15 protein-coding genes and 1 pseudogene are annotated in these 18,854 nt (G+C 35.7%); 12 read left to right on the top strand and 4 right to left on the bottom strand.

Annotated features, from left to right (window positions below):
- Positions 1-216: 216 nt before the first annotated feature.
- The 11 genes and pseudogenes from EMTOL_RS14410 to EMTOL_RS22460 all read left to right on the top strand — a co-directional run bounded on the left by EMTOL_RS14410 (position 217) and on the right by EMTOL_RS22460 (position 12,706).
- On the top strand, positions 217-1,665 hold the full coding sequence (locus EMTOL_RS14410; protein WP_015030039.1) for a peptide MFS transporter: 1,449 nt from the start codon (positions 217-219) through the stop codon (positions 1,663-1,665).
- Positions 1,666-1,770: 105 nt separating this feature from the next.
- Positions 1,771-2,559 (top strand): PASTA domain-containing protein, encoded by a 789-nt coding sequence (locus EMTOL_RS14405; protein ID WP_015030038.1) that lies wholly within the window; start codon positions 1,771-1,773, stop codon positions 2,557-2,559.
- A gap of 16 nt (positions 2,560-2,575) precedes the next feature.
- Complete coding sequence (locus tag EMTOL_RS14400; protein WP_015030037.1) at positions 2,576-4,381, top strand: T9SS type A sorting domain-containing protein; 1,806 nt, start codon at positions 2,576-2,578, stop codon at positions 4,379-4,381.
- A 37-nt stretch (positions 4,382-4,418) separates the two neighbouring features.
- Entirely contained in the window at positions 4,419-4,727 is a 309-nt protein-coding gene (locus tag EMTOL_RS14395) for a rhodanese-like domain-containing protein (RefSeq protein WP_015030036.1), read from the top strand.
- A 68-nt stretch (positions 4,728-4,795) separates the two neighbouring features.
- Positions 4,796-5,266: an NADH-quinone oxidoreductase subunit A gene (locus tag EMTOL_RS14390; protein WP_015030035.1), complete on the top strand. Its 471-nt coding sequence runs from the start codon at positions 4,796-4,798 to the stop codon at positions 5,264-5,266.
- Positions 5,263-5,778 carry an NADH-quinone oxidoreductase subunit B gene (locus EMTOL_RS14385; RefSeq protein WP_015030034.1) on the top strand — a complete coding sequence of 172 codons (516 nt, stop codon included), beginning with the start codon at positions 5,263-5,265 and terminating at the stop codon, positions 5,776-5,778. The genes EMTOL_RS14390 and EMTOL_RS14385 overlap by 4 nt, the downstream gene beginning before the upstream one ends.
- A 187-nt stretch (positions 5,779-5,965) precedes the next feature.
- Entirely contained in the window at positions 5,966-7,117 is a 1,152-nt protein-coding gene (locus EMTOL_RS14380; RefSeq protein WP_015030033.1) for a hypothetical protein, read from the top strand.
- A 179-nt stretch (positions 7,118-7,296) separates the two neighbouring features.
- Entirely contained in the window at positions 7,297-8,379 is a 1,083-nt protein-coding gene (locus tag EMTOL_RS14375; RefSeq protein WP_015030032.1) for a Gfo/Idh/MocA family protein, read from the top strand.
- 588 nt (positions 8,380-8,967) lie between these two features.
- Positions 8,968-11,172, top strand: a complete 2,205-nt coding sequence (locus EMTOL_RS14370; protein WP_052315394.1) for a TonB-dependent receptor — start codon at positions 8,968-8,970, stop codon at positions 11,170-11,172.
- Positions 11,173-11,302: 130 nt separating this feature from the next.
- A pseudogene (locus EMTOL_RS22465) lies at positions 11,303-11,989 on the top strand (CoA transferase subunit A); the annotation flags it as partial.
- Between the two features lie 39 nt (positions 11,990-12,028).
- A complete protein-coding gene (locus EMTOL_RS22460) occupies positions 12,029-12,706 on the top strand; it encodes a 3-oxoacid CoA-transferase subunit B (protein ID WP_305953297.1) in 678 nt (225 codons plus the stop codon).
- A gap of 115 nt (positions 12,707-12,821) precedes the next feature.
- On the opposite strand, the gene EMTOL_RS14360 is transcribed toward EMTOL_RS22460, so the two are convergent.
- From EMTOL_RS14360 to EMTOL_RS14350, 3 genes are all read right to left on the bottom strand, one after another.
- Positions 12,822-14,306, bottom strand: a complete 1,485-nt coding sequence (locus EMTOL_RS14360; protein ID WP_015030029.1) for a tetratricopeptide repeat protein — start codon at positions 14,304-14,306, stop codon at positions 12,822-12,824.
- Positions 14,307-14,460: 154 nt separating this feature from the next.
- Positions 14,461-15,201 (bottom strand): zinc ribbon domain-containing protein, encoded by a 741-nt coding sequence (locus EMTOL_RS14355; RefSeq protein WP_015030028.1) that lies wholly within the window; start codon positions 15,199-15,201, stop codon positions 14,461-14,463.
- Between the two features lie 136 nt (positions 15,202-15,337).
- The gene (locus EMTOL_RS14350) at positions 15,338-16,435 is read right to left on the bottom strand and encodes a Nif3-like dinuclear metal center hexameric protein (RefSeq protein WP_015030027.1); all 1,098 of its coding nucleotides are present in this window, start codon (positions 16,433-16,435) and stop codon (positions 15,338-15,340) included.
- A 148-nt stretch (positions 16,436-16,583) separates the two neighbouring features.
- Between EMTOL_RS14350 and EMTOL_RS14345 the strand changes: the two genes are divergently transcribed.
- Complete coding sequence (locus EMTOL_RS14345) at positions 16,584-17,477, top strand: 3-keto-disaccharide hydrolase (protein WP_015030026.1); 894 nt, start codon at positions 16,584-16,586, stop codon at positions 17,475-17,477.
- A gap of 61 nt (positions 17,478-17,538) precedes the next feature.
- Here EMTOL_RS14345 and EMTOL_RS14340 read toward each other — a convergent pair whose 3' ends face one another.
- Entirely contained in the window at positions 17,539-18,837 is a 1,299-nt protein-coding gene (locus EMTOL_RS14340; RefSeq protein ID WP_015030025.1) for a M20/M25/M40 family metallo-hydrolase, read from the bottom strand.
- Between the last annotated feature and the right edge of the window lie 17 nt (positions 18,838-18,854).

Here is an 18,854-nt window from a genome sequence, read left to right as displayed (position 1 = left end):
AAATTAAAACTGTTATTTACTTAGAATTACTAGAAAGGTGATACAATAGAATTTGTATCACCTTTTTTATTTTTCAATAATATAATTACACATTTTCATATATTTTTATACTTTTAAGCGTTAGTGATTGCAGCAAGATTTGGAATATTCGATAAATAGGCATTACTTTTGGCATACACTTGATAAATTATTCTAACCAAATAAACTAAACCTTACATGCAAGAAAAGAATTTTTTTGGCCATCCAATGGGCTTGATGGTATTGTTTCTCACCGAAATGTGGGAGCGTTTTTCCTACTATGGAATGCGTGCCATCTTATTTTTATACCTAACTAAAGGCGTTCAAGAAGGAGCTTTGGGGCTCCCCGAAAAAACTGGTGGAGCAATTATGGGCCTCTACATGGCTTCTGTATATCTTCTTACATTACCCGGTGGATGGATTGCTGATAATATCTTAGGACAAAAGAAAGCAATTTGGTATGGTGCCATTTGTATTATGTGTGGACACTTAATTTTAGCCATTCCAGGTTCAAACGAAATATTTTTCTTGGGCTTAGCCACCGTTGCTATTGGAACTGGCTTATTAAAAGCCAATATAAGTTCAATTGTTGGCGAATTGTATCCAGAAGGCGGAGCCAAAAGAGATGCTGGTTTTTCTATATTCTATTTAGGTATTAACCTCGGAGCATTTTTAGGGATGTTTATCGTAGGTTATCTAGGTGAAAAAGTTGGTTGGCACTATGGTTTTGGAGCTGCCGCTTTTGCCATGCTTTTTGGAGTTATAAATTTTAGAGTAAATGGAAAATATCTTAAAGAAGTGGGGAATCCTCCATTACAAAAATCATCGCTAACCTATTTATATGTAGTGATTGCAGCACTTTTATTAGTTGGAGTATTATTAGTATCAGGCATTTTAGATAGTATTTCTTTAGCACAATACATGAAATACATCATCGTTACGATTACCATTCTTTACTTTGCTTATATTGGTTTTTTAGATTCCTCTCTTACCGTTGTTGAAAAGAAAAGAGTGGGGGTACTTTTTATTTTATTTATTGGCATTTCAATTTTTTGGTCAGGATTTGAGCAAGCCTCTACTACCCTAACTATTTTTGCCGACCGCCACACCGACCGTAATTTCTTAGGAATGCAACTTCCTGCTTCATGGCTTCAAAATGCTAATTCAATGTTTATCCTGATTTTCTCAGCACCAATGGGTTTCTTATGGGTATATTTGAATAGTAAAAACTTGAATCCTGCTGTACCCGTTAAATTTGGTTTAGGACTCTTACAAATGGGTTTAGGCTTTTTTGTCATGTATTTAGCGGCCAAAAGAGTATTAGACGGCTCTATGGCTGGTCTTGGTTGGCTAGGCATTACTTATATGTTCCACACCCTTGGTGAATTATGTATAAGTCCAGTGGGTTTAAGTTCTTATACTAAGTTAGCTCCTAAAAAATATTACAGCCAGTTAATGGGGTTATGGTTTGTTGGTGCCGCACTAGGTAATTTAATTGCAGGTTTATTTGCAGGTAATTTTGATGAAAGCAACGTAGCAGCCATGCCAGATTTATTTCATCAAGTATTCTTAATCGGAGCAGTTTCGGGCTTGGTAATGATTGTATTATACAAACCAATTAAAAATTGGATGGGTGGTGTGAAATAAAACCTTTGTTATTTCCGATAAAATATCTTTTTTTTGCTGAATATTCTCTTTAAAATCTGACAGCTTCATCCAGAAACTGTCAGATTTTTCCAAAATCCATAAAAAATGGCAAAATTTAGTACAAGTTCAAAATCTGATATTGTTGTTCATATTGGCATAATCGTTGCCTTATTTTTGGTGTTTTTCTTTAGTTTTTTCTTTATTTATCTTCCTTGGAGTACTAATCATGGACAATCGATTACGGTTCCTGATTTGAAAGGTATGTCCATCGAAGAAATGGAAAAAGCACTCGATGACAGAGACCTTGACTATGAAGTGAGTGATTGTACTTTCGTAGCAGGAGCAAAACCTCTCTCAATACTTACGCAATTTCCTAAACCGGGGTCAAGCGTGAAAGAAGGGAGAAAAATCTATTTAACGATTGTCAGCGAAACCGCACCAATGGTAAAACTACCAGATGTTTTTGGGCGTTCAGAATCAAGTGCTAAAAATCAGTTATTATCTGCTGGCTTAGTGGCAGGTACAACAGAAGTTATTCCAGCATTAGAGGAAAATACTGTATTAAAAGTTAAATTTAATGGAAAGGAAGTCAAAGCTGGTACCATGATTCCGAAAGGTTCTACCGTAGTTTTTGTGGTTGGAGATGGCCTTGGCGACCAAATGGTTGAAATACCAAATTTAGTTGGAATGCTAGCTGATGAAGCTGAAATATTACTTTCTGGACAAAATCTAGGCATCGCTAAACGATATGTAGGGCCAGTTGATGGTTATCCTGATGGTACAATTATCAAGCAAAGACCATCAGCTGAAGGAAATAAAATCCATATTGGCGACGTTATTGATGTAGAAATTGCGGGGAATGCACCTACCGAAAACGTCGAAGATAATAATTAACGTATCAAACAACTGTATGAAGATATTTCAAAACAACAGACCTGTAAGTATTTGCAGGTCTGTTATTTTATTAGTTCTTTTTTGCACACAACTTACTTACGCACAATCGCTGACCCTACCATTTTTTGATGATTTTTCTCTTAATAAAACTTCATCACCCAATCCACAACTTTGGATTAATGGAGGAGTAAGTATTAATAATTCTTTTCCTATCAATCAACCATCTGTCAATGTAGCTACTTTTGATAGTCGCAATGCAGCCGGAATACCCTATAACTTTTCAAATAAGTTTGCTTATGGGAATACTGATACGCTAAGTTCACGTCCTATAAACTTAGCAGGTTTGGCAATATCAGACTCAGTCTATTTAAGTTTTTATTGGGAAGCGAAGGGCTTAGGAGAATTGCCTGACGAAGACGATTCTCTCGTGGTTTCACTCTTAAATGATAAAAACCAATGGAAAGTCGTTTGGCGTCAACAGGGTACGAGTAAAGATAAATTTACACAAGCACTTTTACCCATTAATAAAACCGAATTTTTACACCAAAATTTTCAATTCAGATTCCAAACACGTGGCCGCCAATCGGGTGCGTTTGATATGTGGCATATAGATTTTGTTTACCTTAATAAAAATCGACGTAAAAAAGATATTTATACACAAGATATAGCACTTAGAGGTTTCAAAAACAACTATCTAAAGAGGTATTCTGCGATGCCTCTCCGCCAGTTTTTAGTTAATCCATCGGCAGAAGTAAATAATTCTCTAGATGTTTCAGTAAGTACATTACAAAAAAATGCACGCTCAGTAAACCTAACATTCACTGTAACTGATACGGTTTCGAAACAAATTTTGTATAATATTAGGGGCAATAATGAAATTATCACTACCCCAAATCCACCAATCAAGAATAATCCCGTTCCTCTTTTTAATAATTTTAAAGGAAAACAAGCCTCATTGAAGTTTACCCAAAGAATAATATATGAGAATTCGGGAGTTATTATTGTACCTGATTCTACCAATAATATACCTGAAGCACTTTTGTTAAGCAATGACTCCGTTTCAATTTATACCCCTTTACTCGACTATTATGCCTATGATGACGGCACTGCTGAAACTGGTGCAGATACAGACCAAAGTTTAGGAAAAGTAGCTATAAAATTTATACTCAGCAGAGCTGATACTATCAATGCAGTGAGATTTAACTTTACACCATATTTTAAGGATATTTCTGGGCAATTCTTTCTTTTACAAATTTTAGAAAGTACGAATGGAAAACCGGGAAAACCGCTCCATCAGCAATCAGTAAAAGTAAAATACCCTAACGATATCAATGGTTTTGTAGAATACCCTCTCGACCAAAATATTGCTGTAAAAGATACTTTTTTTGTTGCTTGGACTAAGGTTAATGAAGATGTAATTGGTATTGGAGTAGATAAAAACTCCCCTCAATTTGCCGATAAAATATACTATAACAAAGGTAGTGATTGGATACAAAACACTACTTTAAAAGGAAGTTTAATGGTTCGTCCTGTAATGGGATTCAAATCAACTAATGGTCAAATCAATGCTCCTTTGGGCAATGAAACAACATTTGAAAATGCTTTCAGTATATATCCAAACCCAACAAGTGACGTAGTAAAGTGGGATTTCCCAAATATCAAATCAGTTAGTATCTTCGATATTTCAGGCCGTGAATTATTCTATAAAGAAACAACTGATAATCAAGAACTTAATCTGAAAAGCTTACCTCCGAATACATATTTGTTGAAATTTTCGGATGGAAAAAAGAATTTTATTCGTAAGATTGTAGTTCTGCATTAAGATATACCTATCAATATAATTAAGATAAAATAAAACTATGGATAAGAATTTTGATATTACCGTTCAACAGTTAAAAGAGTTATTAGAAGGCGAAACACCTATTAACTTATTCGATGTACGTGAAGAATATGAGTATGAGGATGACAACCTCGGAGCAAAACTAATTCCACTTGGCGAAATCCCTGAGCATTTAGACGAATTTGAAGCCCTTAAGGGACAAGATATATACATTCACTGCCGTAGCGGTGCAAGAAGCGGAAAAGCAAAAGAATTCCTCATTGCACAAGGTTTCGAAAAAGTACATAATGTATTAGGAGGCATCATGGCCTACCGTGATATGGAGTAATTGATTCATCAAAGAATTATTGAAAAGTTCAACATTAGGTAATTCAATAATTCTAAGCTTTTTATACAATGTTATCAGATTTTGGCATTATTCTACTGGCAATCATTTTGGCAGCGGTGGCGGTATTAGCAGTACTTGGTATTGCTTGGTTATTACGTCCCAATAAGCCCAATGAAGAAAAACTCACCACTTATGAGTCTGGTGAAGACCCCATCGGAAATGCCAATGTACAATTCAACGTTAAATTCTATATTGTTGCACTTATATTCCTGCTTTTCGATGTAGAGTTAGTTTTTCTATTTCCTTGGGCTACTGTTTTTGGTAACGAACAATACATAAAAGATACCAATGGACTTTGGGGATGGTTAACTTTAGCAGAAATGGGTATTTTTATTGTAGTTTTAGCACTTGGATTGGCTTATGTTTGGGCAAAGGGACACCTTGATTGGATTAAACCTGAATACCGAACGCCTAAATTCAAAAGTAAAATTCCAATGGAAATTTATGAGCAAGTCAACGAAAAATACGGTGATAAATGAACTTTGAATCGCTTGAGAAAGAAGCACATATCAAAACTGGTGAGAGTGAAATTATACTAACTTCACTTGATGAAATTACCAACTGGGCAAGAGCCAACTCTATTTGGCCAATGGGATTTGGTTTGGCATGCTGTGCAATCGAAATGATGGCCACTTATGCATCATCGTATGACCTCGAACGCTTTGGGGTTTTTCCTCGAAATTCTCCTCGTCAATCCGACTTAATGATTATTTCAGGAACGGTAACTTTCAAAATGGCTGACCGTGTTCGTCGTTTATATGAACAAATGGCCGAACCACGATATGTAATTTCGATGGGAAGTTGCTCAAATTGTGGAGGACCTTACTGGGAACATGGTTATCATGTTGTAAAGGGAGTTGACCGAATTATACCAGTTGATGTATATGTACCAGGATGCCCACCTCGCCCCGAAGCATTAATTGGTGGTATTTTAAAATTACAAGAAAAAATTAAAACACAAAGTCTTTCAGCACTTAAAGAAGAAAGCTAATCGACTTATAATCAATACATTAATCAAACTATAAGTGATAATTCGAATTTGAATTATCACTTTTTTTGTCAGCAAATTTTCCTAATAAAATGTTAATCAAACATTTAATTGAACTAAAAAATCCTCAAAATCAATTATATTGCACAAATTTATATAGCAAGGTTTTTGACCAAATAAACCATAAATCATGAAACTTCCGATTAAACTACTATTATTTTCATGTATCATCTTCATAGCAGCTTGTTCGAAAAGTGGTACCAAAGCTCTTGAAAAAGGCAATTATTATGAAGCTGTGTTACAATCAGCCGAAAAATTAAAAAAAGATTCCGACAATAGTAAATCACTTGATGTACTACCTGTGGCTTATCGTAATGCCCAAGATGAACTTACACGTGATATTGCTAGAGTAAGAAATGCAAATCAACAGTTTCGATGGGAAACTGTTTTGGGCTACTACGATAAACTTAATAAAATGCAAGAGGTTATTGAGCGTTGTACGGCTTGCCGCAGAATTGTGAGTCCACAAACGTATTTTCGTGAGACTGAAGAAGCCAGAGATAATGCAGCGGCCGAAAGATATGCCGCAGGAAGTGAAATTTTGAGCCGTAGGAATATTAGTAAACTTGATGCTCGTGTAGCTTACGACCACTTTGACAGAATCATGGCTTTCGCTCCAAACTACAAAGATGCACGTAATCGTGTGGAAGAAGCATTAAATTTAGGTTCTGTACATGTAGTTGTGGAACAACCAAAAATAAACTCGAAAATTTATCAATACAGCAACGAATTCTTTCAAGGGAAAATTGATGAATTCTTACGTACAAACAGAAGAATAAATAAGTTTATTAGATTTTATTCACCAGATGAGGCGAAAAGTGTAAAACTAAGCCCCGACCACGTGGTTAGACTTGAAATTATTGATTTTGTAGTAGGCGAAACCAATATTCAGACTGACCGCCAAACGGTTACGAGCAAAGACAGTGTAAAAACAGGCGAGGCTACCATTAATGGAAAAAAAATGCCCGTTTATGGTAAAGTAAATGCAACGATTATCAAATCAAGAAAGATAGTACGTTCAAGAGGGCTTTTATCGATGGAAATTTACGATTACCAAACGAATAAAACTTTACTAAGAGAAGAAGTGCCGGGTGAATACACTTGGGTAAATGAATGGGCAAGTTTCAATGGTGATGAAAGAGCTTTAACAAATGTAGAATACAATTTGACCCAAAATCGAGAACAACTTCCACCTCCGCCACAGCAGCTCTTTATTGAATTTACCAAACCTATTTACGACCAAGTCACCACAAGAATCCGTAGATTCTACGACAAATATTAATCTTAAAGGCGAAGGAAACTTCGCCTTTTTTTATCAATTCACAAAAAGCTAATACTTCTGCCACAAACACAAAAAATACGTCTAAAATCTATTCAACAATGAAATTAATTGATTAGCTTTACTTATAGTAAAATATACCATTATGAAATCCAATTATTCAACCTTTAATATGTAACAAAATGTTTAATCGACGAGACGCTATAAAATCTATTATCATTGGTGGAACAGCTAGCTTGTTTTCTCCAAATACTTTACTAGCAAGTACAAAAACTAAAAAGGAAAAAATGGGTATTGCACTCGTAGGCTTAGGCTATTATAGTACAGATCTACTCGCTCCTGCTCTTCAAACAACCACTAATTGCTATTTAGCTGGAATTGTAACGGGCACTCCCGAAAAAGCCATCAAATGGAAACAAAAATATAATATTCCTGATAAAAACATTTACAACTACCAAAACTTCGATTCGATTGCCAATAACCCTGACATTGATGTAGTTTATGTGGTTTTACCACCTTCTATGCATAAAGAGTTTGTTGTAAGAGCAGCTCGTGCTGGTAAACATGTTTTCTGTGAAAAACCAATGGCTCCCTCTGTTAGCGATTGTTTGGCAATGATTAAAGCCTGTAAAGATAATAAAGTAAATCTAGCCATTGGCTATCGTTGTCAACACGACCCCAATACGCAAGAGTATATGCGTATTACACGTGAGCAAGTTTATGGAAAAGTTAAAATGATTTCTTGTGGAGCGGGTTACTTCGACGCTCGAACCACTCACTGGAAACAAAATAAAGCTTTGGGTGGTGGTGTAATGGGAGATATGGGGGTTTATGCTCTTCAAGGGGCACGCTTAGCTACTGGTGAAGAACCCATAGCCGTAACTGCCCAAGCCAGTACAACTCGGCCAGAAATCTACAAAGAAGTTGAAGAAACGATGATGTTTCAATTGCAATTTCCGAGTGGTGCTTTAGCCGCCTGCCATACAAGTTTTGGTATCAATATGAATTATCTACAAGTAAATTATGAAAAAGGTTGGTTAAAAATGGAGCCTTTTTCGGCTTATTCTGATAATAAAGGAAGCCATAGCAATGGTGTGATTAATTTTCCACTTAAAAGCCAACAAGCAAAGCAGTTAGATGAAGATTGTGCTGCAATTATGAACGGAACAACTTTAATTGCCCCTGGTGAAGAAGGTTTGAGAGATATTAAAGTGGTAGAAGCTATCTACAAAGCTGCTCAAAATGGCGGAACTGTAAAGATTTAACTCAACTAATATGAGTCATCCCCAATTTTAAAAGACCCTGTAAAGGATCAAATATTGATAGTATATAGTGATTTTTTGCAATTTTGAGTTCCGTAGGAACGACCTATTTAGTTATATATAGGTCGTTCCTACGGAACTCGTTTTTTAGAATTTAATCTTTCTACCAAGCAACGGTTGTCGATATTTAGCCCAAAAGGAGTCGTCTAATCTCAAAATTCAGAATTACCTAAATTTTATACATCATACAAGTTTATAAATTAGTCATTCCCAAGCTCGAAATTAATATTATCTTTTCTCAATGATTTAGAAAACTTCTATTCCATCCTCCATTTCTCCGAAAGTTGTAATCCAACTTCATGTTACAACTTTTCTAAAAATCAATCAAAACTTTTTTTGATTATAAAACCCTACAAATACACTATTTTCTAGGAATCATCAAATCGTGAAAAAGTCATCACATTTCAAATACATCTAAACATTAATTTTCACAAAACAATGATAAATTTTTAGTTTAGTCTAAAATTTATTTTAGTTTTATTTTTGAAATTAAATTTTATTCATCAAAATTTGTATTATCAATACAAAAAAATGAAAAAGCTATACATATTTTTCCTTGTTTTCACACCAATGATTCCCTTAAAAGCTTCAGAAATTAAGGGAATTATTACTAACCGAGAGAAAGGTGTCGCATTTGCAAGCATCAGTGTTCAAAACACTAAATATGGTACACAAGCTGATGAATCAGGTTATTTTCATCTAAAAAACATTCCTTCTGGCAAACAAAACATTATCATTTCAAGTGTTGGCTACATTAGCAAGTCTGTTCAGATAAATATTCAGGAAAATAAATCACATCAATTAAATATCGAAATTGAAGAAACCAATGCTCAACTCAATGAAGTGGTAGTAACTGGTACTATGAAAGAAACCAGTATTAACGAATCTCCAGCACCTATACAAATACTAAATCCAACATTTTTTCGTAAAAACCCTACACCCAGCCTTTTTGAATCACTTTCGATGGTCAATGGGGTAAGACCTCAGTTAAATTGTAATGTTTGTAATACGGGTGATATTCACATCAATGGAATGGAAGGCCCTTACACAATGGTAATGATTGATGGAATGCCAATTGTTTCTGCGTTATCTTCGGTTTATGGCTTGAGTGGCATCCCGAACTCAATGGTCGAACGCATCGAAGTAATGAAAGGGCCAGCTTCTACACTTTATGGTTCAGAAGCAGTGGGCGGATTGATTAATGTAATCACCAAAAATCCTAGCAAAGCTCCTAAAATAAACTTTGATGTGAATACTAGCTCTTATCTTGAAAACAATTTTGATATAAGTGGTAAAACTAAAGTTGGAAAGTTTGATGTCTTACTTTCGGGCAATTACTTTCTTTTCAATAAACGTTGGGATGTGAACAATGATAACTTTACCGATATCACGCTACAAAATAGGACCTCTATTTTTAATAAATGGAGTATGAATCGTAAGAGCAATAGGGTATTTAATTTAGCCGCAAGATATATTTACGAAGACCGTTTTGGAGGTGAAATGCAATGGCAAAAAGAGAATAGAGGTGGTAGCGAGGTTTACGGAGAGTCTATCTTTACAAAACGAATAGAAATGCTTGGTAGCTATCAATTACCCATTGATAATCAGAAGATTATATTGAATTTCTCATTTAATCAACATCAACAAAATTCTGTATATGGCAATACTTTTTATCTAGCAACGCAACGAATTGCATTTGGACAATTACTTTGGGATAAAAAACTTGGAAAAAGACATGATGCACTTTTTGGGGCTACATTTCGTCAAACTTTTTATGATGATAACACGCCTGTTACACAAAATACTGATGCTCAAAACACACCAGATAATATAAGTTTACCAGGAATTTTTCTTCAGGATGAAATCTCACTTAATCAAACCAACAAGCTTTTAGTTGGGCTACGATATGATTATAATTCCAAACATGGAGGCATTGCTTCACCAAGAATCAACTGGAAACTCTCACCCAATAAAGATAATATTTTTAGATTGAGTTTAGGCAATGGCTACCGAGTGGTCAATTTATTTTCAGAAGACCACGCCGCCCTAACTGGTTCGCGTAAGGTACTGATTAAGAACAACTTAAAACCTGAACGCTCTTATAATGCCAACTTAGACTATCAGCATTTCTTTAGTTTCGGCAATGGTTATGGCAATCTTCAACTAAATGGTTTTTATACCTATTTCTCGAATAAAATTATTGCCGATTATGACCAAAACCCCGAACTAGTAGTTTACGATAACTTGAAAGGTTACGGAATTTCGAAAGGTGTGGCTCTCAATGCTGAACTCATTTTAGCATCAAGCTGGAAAGTTTTTATGGGTGGAACTTTAATGGATGTTTATCGAGTAGATAATGGTCTGAAAATCAATCAAATACAAACGCCACACTTCACCGCTAATTATGCCATCAGTTATACACTTCCGAAACTTCAATTAAGTATAGACCTCACGGGTAATTTTTATAGCCCTATGCGTTTGCCAGTTGTGAGAGCGTATGGCGATACCCGTCCAGAATACTCTCCTTGGTTTGGAATTCATAATATACAAGCCACGCATCGCTTCGCAAATGGGCTTCAGATTTATACAGGCATCAAAAATTTCACTAATTTCTTACCACAAAACCCAATATTCAGACCAGAAATGCCTTTTAGTGAGCAATTTGACCCAAGTTATAATTATGCACCATTACAAAAAATCAGAGGTTTTGTGGGTATTCGATGGAGTATATTCTGATTATCAATTACTTATCTAAAGGTATTATCTAATTTTGCATAAAACTAAGTTTATATTATAATTTTCTCAGAATAATCAATTCAATTTCCCCCTTTCTTGCCTTATATTTGCACACAAATTAAAAATAACTATGATAAACAAAGTAATCAGTGGAGCTGATGAAGCAGTTGCGGATATTCCAAATGGTGCAACGCTAATGTTGGGAGGCTTTGGCTTATGTGGTATTCCCGAAAACTCAATTGCTGCCCTTTTACGTAAAGGCGTAAAAGACCTCACGTGTATTTCAAATAATGCAGGTGTAGATGATTTTGGCATTGGTTTAATGCTCAAAACAAGACAAGTTAAAAAGATGATTTCGTCGTATGTAGGCGAAAATAAAGAATTTGAGCGTCAGTTACTCTCAGGCGAACTCGAAGTGGAGTTGACTCCGCAAGGGACATTAGCCGAGCGTATAAGAGCAGGAGGTGCGGGTATTCCAGCATTTTTTACACCAGCGGGTGTAGGAACAGAAGTGGCAGAAGGGAAAGAAATACAAGAATTTGATGGAAAAATGTACGTTCGTGAAAGTTGGCTAAAAGCTGATTTCGCTATCGTAAAAGCATGGAAAGGCGATACTGCGGGAAATTTAATTTTTAAAGGTACTGCCCAAAACTTTAGTCCGATGATGGCCGCAGCAGGTAAAATTACCATTGCTGAAGTGGAAGAATTAGTACCTGCGGGTAGCCTTGACCCTGCACAAATTCATACACCCGGTATCTATGTTCAAAGAATTTTTCAAGGAAAAAACTACGAGAAACGAATTGAACAAAGAACCATCAGCCAACCTCAAGCAGAAAAAGAGCAGACAACATCTGCAATTCAAGTAAATACAGGTCTTGGTCTCGATAAAAATCAAATTGCCAAACGCATTGCACGTGAGGTTAAGGATGGTTATTATGTAAATTTGGGCATTGGAATACCAACATTAGTAGCAAATTATATTCCTGAAGGAATAAATGTAGTGCTACAATCTGAAAATGGGCTTTTGGGTATTGGTCCTTTCCCTACTGAAGATAAAGTTGACCCCGATTTAATCAATGCAGGTAAACAAACTGTTACCTTACTTGATGGCTCAGCTCTGTTTAGTTCAGCAGAAAGCTTTGCCATGATACGAGGAGGGCACGTTGACCTAACAATTCTGGGTGCTATGGAGGTTTCAGAAAATGGCGATATTGCCAATTGGAAGATTCCGGGAAAAATGGTAAAAGGAATGGGTGGAGCCATGGATTTAGTAGCCTCAGCAGAAAATATCATCGTTGCCATGCAACATGTTAATAAAGCTGGCGAATCAAAACTGCTAAAATCTTGCACATTACCAATTACGGGCTTACGATGTGTTAAAAAAATCGTTACTGAACTTGCCGTTTTAGAGGTTGTTCCCGAAGGTGGTTTCAAATTATTAGAGCGTGCACCAGGAATTAGTGTTGAACAAATTGTGGCTGCTACTGAAGGAAATTTGATAATCGAAGGTGAAATTCCTGAAATGGAGCTGTAAAAAGATATTAGATTTTAGACAAAAGATAAAAGATTAAAGGTAAATAGGTATCATCATATCTCATATCTCATATCTCATATCTCATATCTCATATCTCATGTCTCATGTCTCATGTCTACATCCCCATTTCGGTTAAAGCAGCACGAGCTTTATTATCAATAGAAGTTTTATATTCGTGATTTTTATAGGCAAGGGCTTTTTCAAAATAAGCCTTTGCCTTTATTTTTTGTCCTTTCTGCTGAAAAATATAGCCTAATTGTAAAGCCGAACTTGGAGCAAATGCCCAGTCCTGACCAGCAGTTAGCTGAATACTCCGCTCAAAAGCGTCAATAGCTTTTTCAGTTTGACTGGTTTTCTGGTAAATTCTACCAGCACGATACATAAATTCGGCCTGGTCTTTTGTTGTATTATAACTATTTTCAGATAAATTGCTTAATATTTCACTGGCTTCTAAAAAATAGCCTCCATCAAAAACAATTCGAAGTTTGAGTAAAGTTTTATTTGGGAGCGTAGATGTTTTTAAGTAATTCTCATAAAACTTTTGAGCAGCTTTATCTGATTCTGCAACAGTACTTCCTGACGTATTAATTTTAAGTAAATATTGCCTACTTTTCACTTCATCGCCCAAAAGCCAATGACATAAAAATAGTTTGTAATAAGTATCTTTTACAAATGTTTTCCCACGAAAGTTTCTAAGATAAGTTCCATACGCCGATATAGCTTGGGCAAAATTCCCCCTAAATAATTGCGTTTCGGCTTTATATAATTCAAAGATTGGAAAATATAAATAAGAAGCATCTTTGGGCGTTTTTTTTAGCAATTCTATGGCTTGCTCGGTTCTATTATCTTTCAGAGAAATAGCTGTTCCTAAAAAATAAAAATTCAAATTATCAGGGTGATTCTCAAGGAATTGCAGCATTTCCTCATTTTGTTTAGCATCATACTTCAAAACATAAGCTTGTATGAAAGTCAAGCAAAAACGAGCCTCTACACCCCAAATTTTATCTTTAGAAACCATTCGAAGTTCATTCAAACCTTGTTGAATATTTCCGCGAAGGCCAACTAATTTTGTTATCCATTTATGTTTATCGGGTACAGAGCCAATCAATACATGCAAGCAACCTAAAGATTTTAGATTAGGTGTGAAAGACGGGAATAACCGCTGATTTTCTTCTAATAATTTATAGGCTTGAATAACACTATAACCTGCTTTTACTTCGTGCCCGAAACGTATTTTTAATAATGCCCAATGGATTTTAATTTCTGCTCGAAGAAACCGATTATAAGGCGATTTTTCATCAAAGTTTTCAATTATCTCAAGTCTTTCTTCTTCTTTATCGGCTAATTTTTCATAAGCTACTTCATTCTCAGAATTAAGCAATTCAATCATATCAGCATAATCTTCAAAAAAAACCTTGAAAGGATTTGTTGGATTTTCTTTGGCTAAAATTGCCCTTCCCGATTGGATTTTTAACTTAAATATTTCTGCGTAAGCTCTTTGTAAATTAGCATTGAAATCTGTTTCAGACGAAGCAAAAGTGTTCTCTGAATAAGTGCTAAAGGCTAAAATAAAGCCTAATATGTATTTTAGTTTTCTCAATGAAATTGTATGAAAGTTTAGTTTTTATACTTTAGTAGGCTTAGCCTTATTCTAAAATACGAATTAACTTTTTAAATAGTTTTAGTAAAACAAAAATAGCTAAGTTCTCTTCCGAAAACTTAGCTATCTTCAAATTTCTTATTTTAAGCAAAGATTATCTTCTTACAATCTCAACAACGTCAACATCCGCTAAGATACGTCCGCAGTGTTCGCAAACGATAATTTTCTTTTTGTCTTTGATATCAGCCTGACGTTGTGGAGGTACGATATTGAAACATCCACCACAAGCACCACGTTTTACAAGAACTACCGCCAAACCATTTTCTGCATTTCCGCGAATACGATTGTAAGCATTTACTAAACGCTCTTCAACGTGTGTAGCTGCTTTATCACGGCTAACAGTTAATTTCTTCTCGTCTTCTTGGCTTTCTGCAATCAATACATCCAATTCTTTGCGTTTTACTTCAAGGTCTTTTTTACGATTTGCCATTGCCGATTCTACATCAGCAATTTCAGTATTTTTATTTTTAATCTTGAATTCAGTTTCACGCGTACGTTTATCAGCCAATTGAATTTCAAGCTCTTGCAATTCTAATTCTTTTGCAATCGCATCATATTCGCGGTTGTTGCGTACATTCATTTGTTGGTCTTTGTACTTCTGGATAAGCTTCTCAGCTTCTTTTTTTCCAGCACGGTAGCCATTCAACTCAACTTCTAAAGTTTCGATTTCTTTTTTGAACTTACCGATACGAGTTTCAAAGCCAATCACTTCATCTTCTAAATCTCGTACTTCATCTGGCAAATCACCACGAAGTTTTCTTAATTCATCTAATTCTGAATCAATGGTTTGAAGATTAAGAAGTGCTTCTAATTTTTGTGCAACTGTTAATTCCATAATATCTAAAACTAATTTGGTTATTAGTTATTGGTTAATTGGTTATTAGTTTAATTGAGAAAAAAGCTTCTAATTCCATAGCCTTTACTTCTAAAAACCAATAACAAATAACCGTTAACCAGTTTTTTATTTATTCTTAATAATAATAATTGACAGGATTTGTAGGAGTTTCCGACAAATGGACTGCAAAGTTAATGAATTTTTTACAAATATAATCTTTCAAAAGTTCTTTTGTGTATTGTTCTGACTCATAATGACCAATATCTGCAATAATTATGCGTCCATCAGCGTCAAAAAACTCGTGGTACTTATAATCGGCCGTAATAAATACGTCTGCACCTTGACTGATGGCATCACCAAGTAGGAATCCGCCAGAGCCTCCGCAGACAGCTACTTTATTTATTTTTTTGCCTAAAAGTTTGGTATGGCGAATAACCGAAACCCCCATGCTATTTTTTAAATGACGCAGAAAATCAGTTTCTGAAAGAGCTTCACTCAATTCTCCTACAATACCTGAGCCAACTTCTTGGTTTTGATTTTCGAGCGTAATAATATCATGAGCAACTTCTTCGTACACGTGTGTACTGTACATAGCAGCCAAAACCTGATTTTTTAAATAGGCAGGAAAAATCACTTCTACCCTATGCTCGTGCACCTCTTCATCAACATTTGCGGCACCGATGGTAGGATTTGCTTTTTCATTAGGTCGAAACGCTCCAGTTCCTTCAGCCCTAAAACTTACATTACTATAATTTCCAATCACTCCAGCCCCAGCCGTATGGAGGGCCTTGAGTAAATCTTGGGTATTATAAGTTGGTACAAAAACGATTAATTTCATCAAAACTTGACTCTTTGGAGCCAAAATTTTCACATTTCCCAGTTTTAACTTTTCTGCAATTTTGAAATTCACCCCACCAACTACACTGTCAAGATTCGTGTGAGTAGCATAAATGGCAATATCGTTTTTTATTGCTTTGATGACAGTTCGTTCAATATAGTTTTTTCCAGTAAGCTTTTTCAATCCTTTGAAAATAATCGGATGATGAGCCACTACCAAATTACAACCTTTAGCAATGGCTTCATCTATCACCTCTTCAGTAGAATCGAGGGTAACTAATATGCCTGTCACCTCGGCAGTTGCATTTCCAACAATTAGGCCTGCATTATCATAACTTTCTTGATAGGCCAATGGAGCAATGCTCTCAAGATAATTTGTTATTTCTTTGATTATCATCTAAATATTTTGATTCTTTACCCAAACCTAAAACCTTTTTTTGTAAGTTTGATTCTACAAAATTACGCCAAATATTTGGTCAATTATTCATCTATTTCAATCAAAATCGACAAGTTGACAATAGTTCAACCTTAATCGCTATTCAACCATGAAAAAACTTTTTATTGCTGCTTTATTTTTATTTTCTTCCAAAGAAATTTTCGCTCAAAAACAAGCTCAGAAGAAAGATTGGATTTCATTATTTAATGGAAAAGACTTAAGTGGATGGGATATAAAAATATCAGGACACGAAGTAAATGACAATTATAAGAATACTTTTCTGGTAGAAGATGGCATGATGCGAGTGAATTATAAAGAATACAAGAACTTCGATGATAAATATGGACATATCTATTACAAAACTCCTTATTCACATTATCGTATCAAATTTGAATATCGTTTCCAAGGAAATCAAGTACCGGGTGGAGAATCATGGAATGTAAGAAATAGTGGAATTATGCTTCACTCACAGTCGGCGGCTAGTAATGGCATCGACCAAGATTTTCCTGTTTCGCTCGAAATGCAATTACTTGGAGGTTTGGGTAATGGCCCACGCCATACGGGTAATCTTTGTACTCCCGGAACGATTGTCGATATCAACGGTAGATTAGATATGGCACACTGCATTGACTCGAAATCTAAAACTTATGATGGCGATCAATGGGTAAAAGCAGAAGCTATTGTCATTGGCAGTAAAATCGTTCACCATTTAATTGAAGGAGATACGGTTTTAACATTTACAAACGCAAGAATTGGTGGTGGATTTCTTGGAAAACCGTATGATTATGCAACTGATAATGTAAAAAATGGCGAAGAATGGGCTAAAAAAGATGGTACACCTTTGGGCGAAGGATATATTGCCCTACAAGCAGAAAGCCACGCCATTGATTTCAGAAATATTGAATTACTAAACTTAAAAGGCTGTATGGATAAAAAAGCATTAAATTTCAAATCATACTACCTAGAGCCCGATAACACTACTTGTAAGTATAAAAAGAAATAATTGGTAACTTTCAGTTTACAGTAGGTATTTTAGTGCCCACTGTAAACTGAAAACAGATGCGTTATCTTGTTAAGCGATAAAGCAATACTGCCGAACGTTGAATCAGAGTAGGATATTCTTTTAGATTGATAGTTTCACCGGGTGCGTGTGCTCCCCTACCCGATGCTCCGAGGCCATCCAAACAACTTACATATTGAGCAATATAGGAAATATCTCCTGCCCCACGAGAACCTGGGTCACCTGCTTTCACTACTCCCAAGCCCATATCTTGACTTGTTTTGCTCAAAACCTCTAATAATTTCTTGTTAGCTTCAGTTGGCTCCATGGCAGGAATACCATCAGAAAATGTAATTTGAGCAGAAGTAGCATTCAAGTTTTTAGAAACAATTTCACGCATTTTGGCACGAGCAGCTTCTTTTTGAGTTTCAGTCAAGAAACGTAAATCACCAGTAACTTCTACTTTCTGTGCGACAATGTTGGTTTTACCAATGGCTGTACCTTTTGCTTGGGCGGGGTCGTAGTTTACTTCTGTTCCGCCAACAATTACACCAGGATTAAATGTTAGATACTTTTCTTGACTTAATGCTTCACGAAATTCGTCCAAAATACGAGCAGCCTCATAGATTGCTCCATAGCCCATAGTTTTATTAAATACACCTGAAGAGTGCCCCGTTTTCCCATGCGTTGTTAGGTGCCATCCACTCGCCCCACGACGTGCCGTGGCGGCAATGTCAAATCCAACGGCGGTTTCATAAGCTAAGGCAACCTCAGTTGCTTTCGCACGCTCTATAAAATCTTTTCGGCTAATACTAGTAGGCTTTCCTGCATTTTCTTCATCACCAGTAAAATAAACGGTGATGTCGGTATCTTCGAGTAAACCTTGAGCATGAAGGGCTTTTAATGCCGCAATTACCATTACATCACCACCTTTCATATCATTGACACCTTGCCCAGTAGCTGTTGAATCATTTAAGCGTGTAAACGGCCCAGCGGGCATAGATTTCTCAAAAACAGTATCTAAATGACCTATCAAAAAGAGTTTCTTACCCTTTTTGCCTTTACGATAAGCAACCAAATGTCCTGCACGATTGAGTGAGTCTGGTAAAGACACCCATTCGGTAGTAAAGCCCATCGCATCAAATTCATTTCTAAAAAGTTGCCCTACCTGACGAACCCCTTCATGATTCAGAGTACCACTATTGATATTCACGGCATCCATCAAAAGTTTTTCTGTTTGCGGCATATTAATTTTCACATGCTCAATTATTTTTTTCTCCACTGCACTCAATGACTGAGCCTTTGTATCAATGAAGCAATTAGCATAAAGAACACATACTAATAAGAATGATTTTAATTTCATTGTTGATTTTTATTTAG

Origin of the sequence: Emticicia oligotrophica DSM 17448, assembly GCF_000263195.1 — a bacterium.
GTDB lineage: Bacteria > Bacteroidota > Bacteroidia > Cytophagales > Spirosomataceae > Emticicia > Emticicia oligotrophica.
The sequence above is the reverse complement of the archived record's forward strand: the minus strand, read 5'-3'. Positions and strand labels throughout refer to the sequence as shown.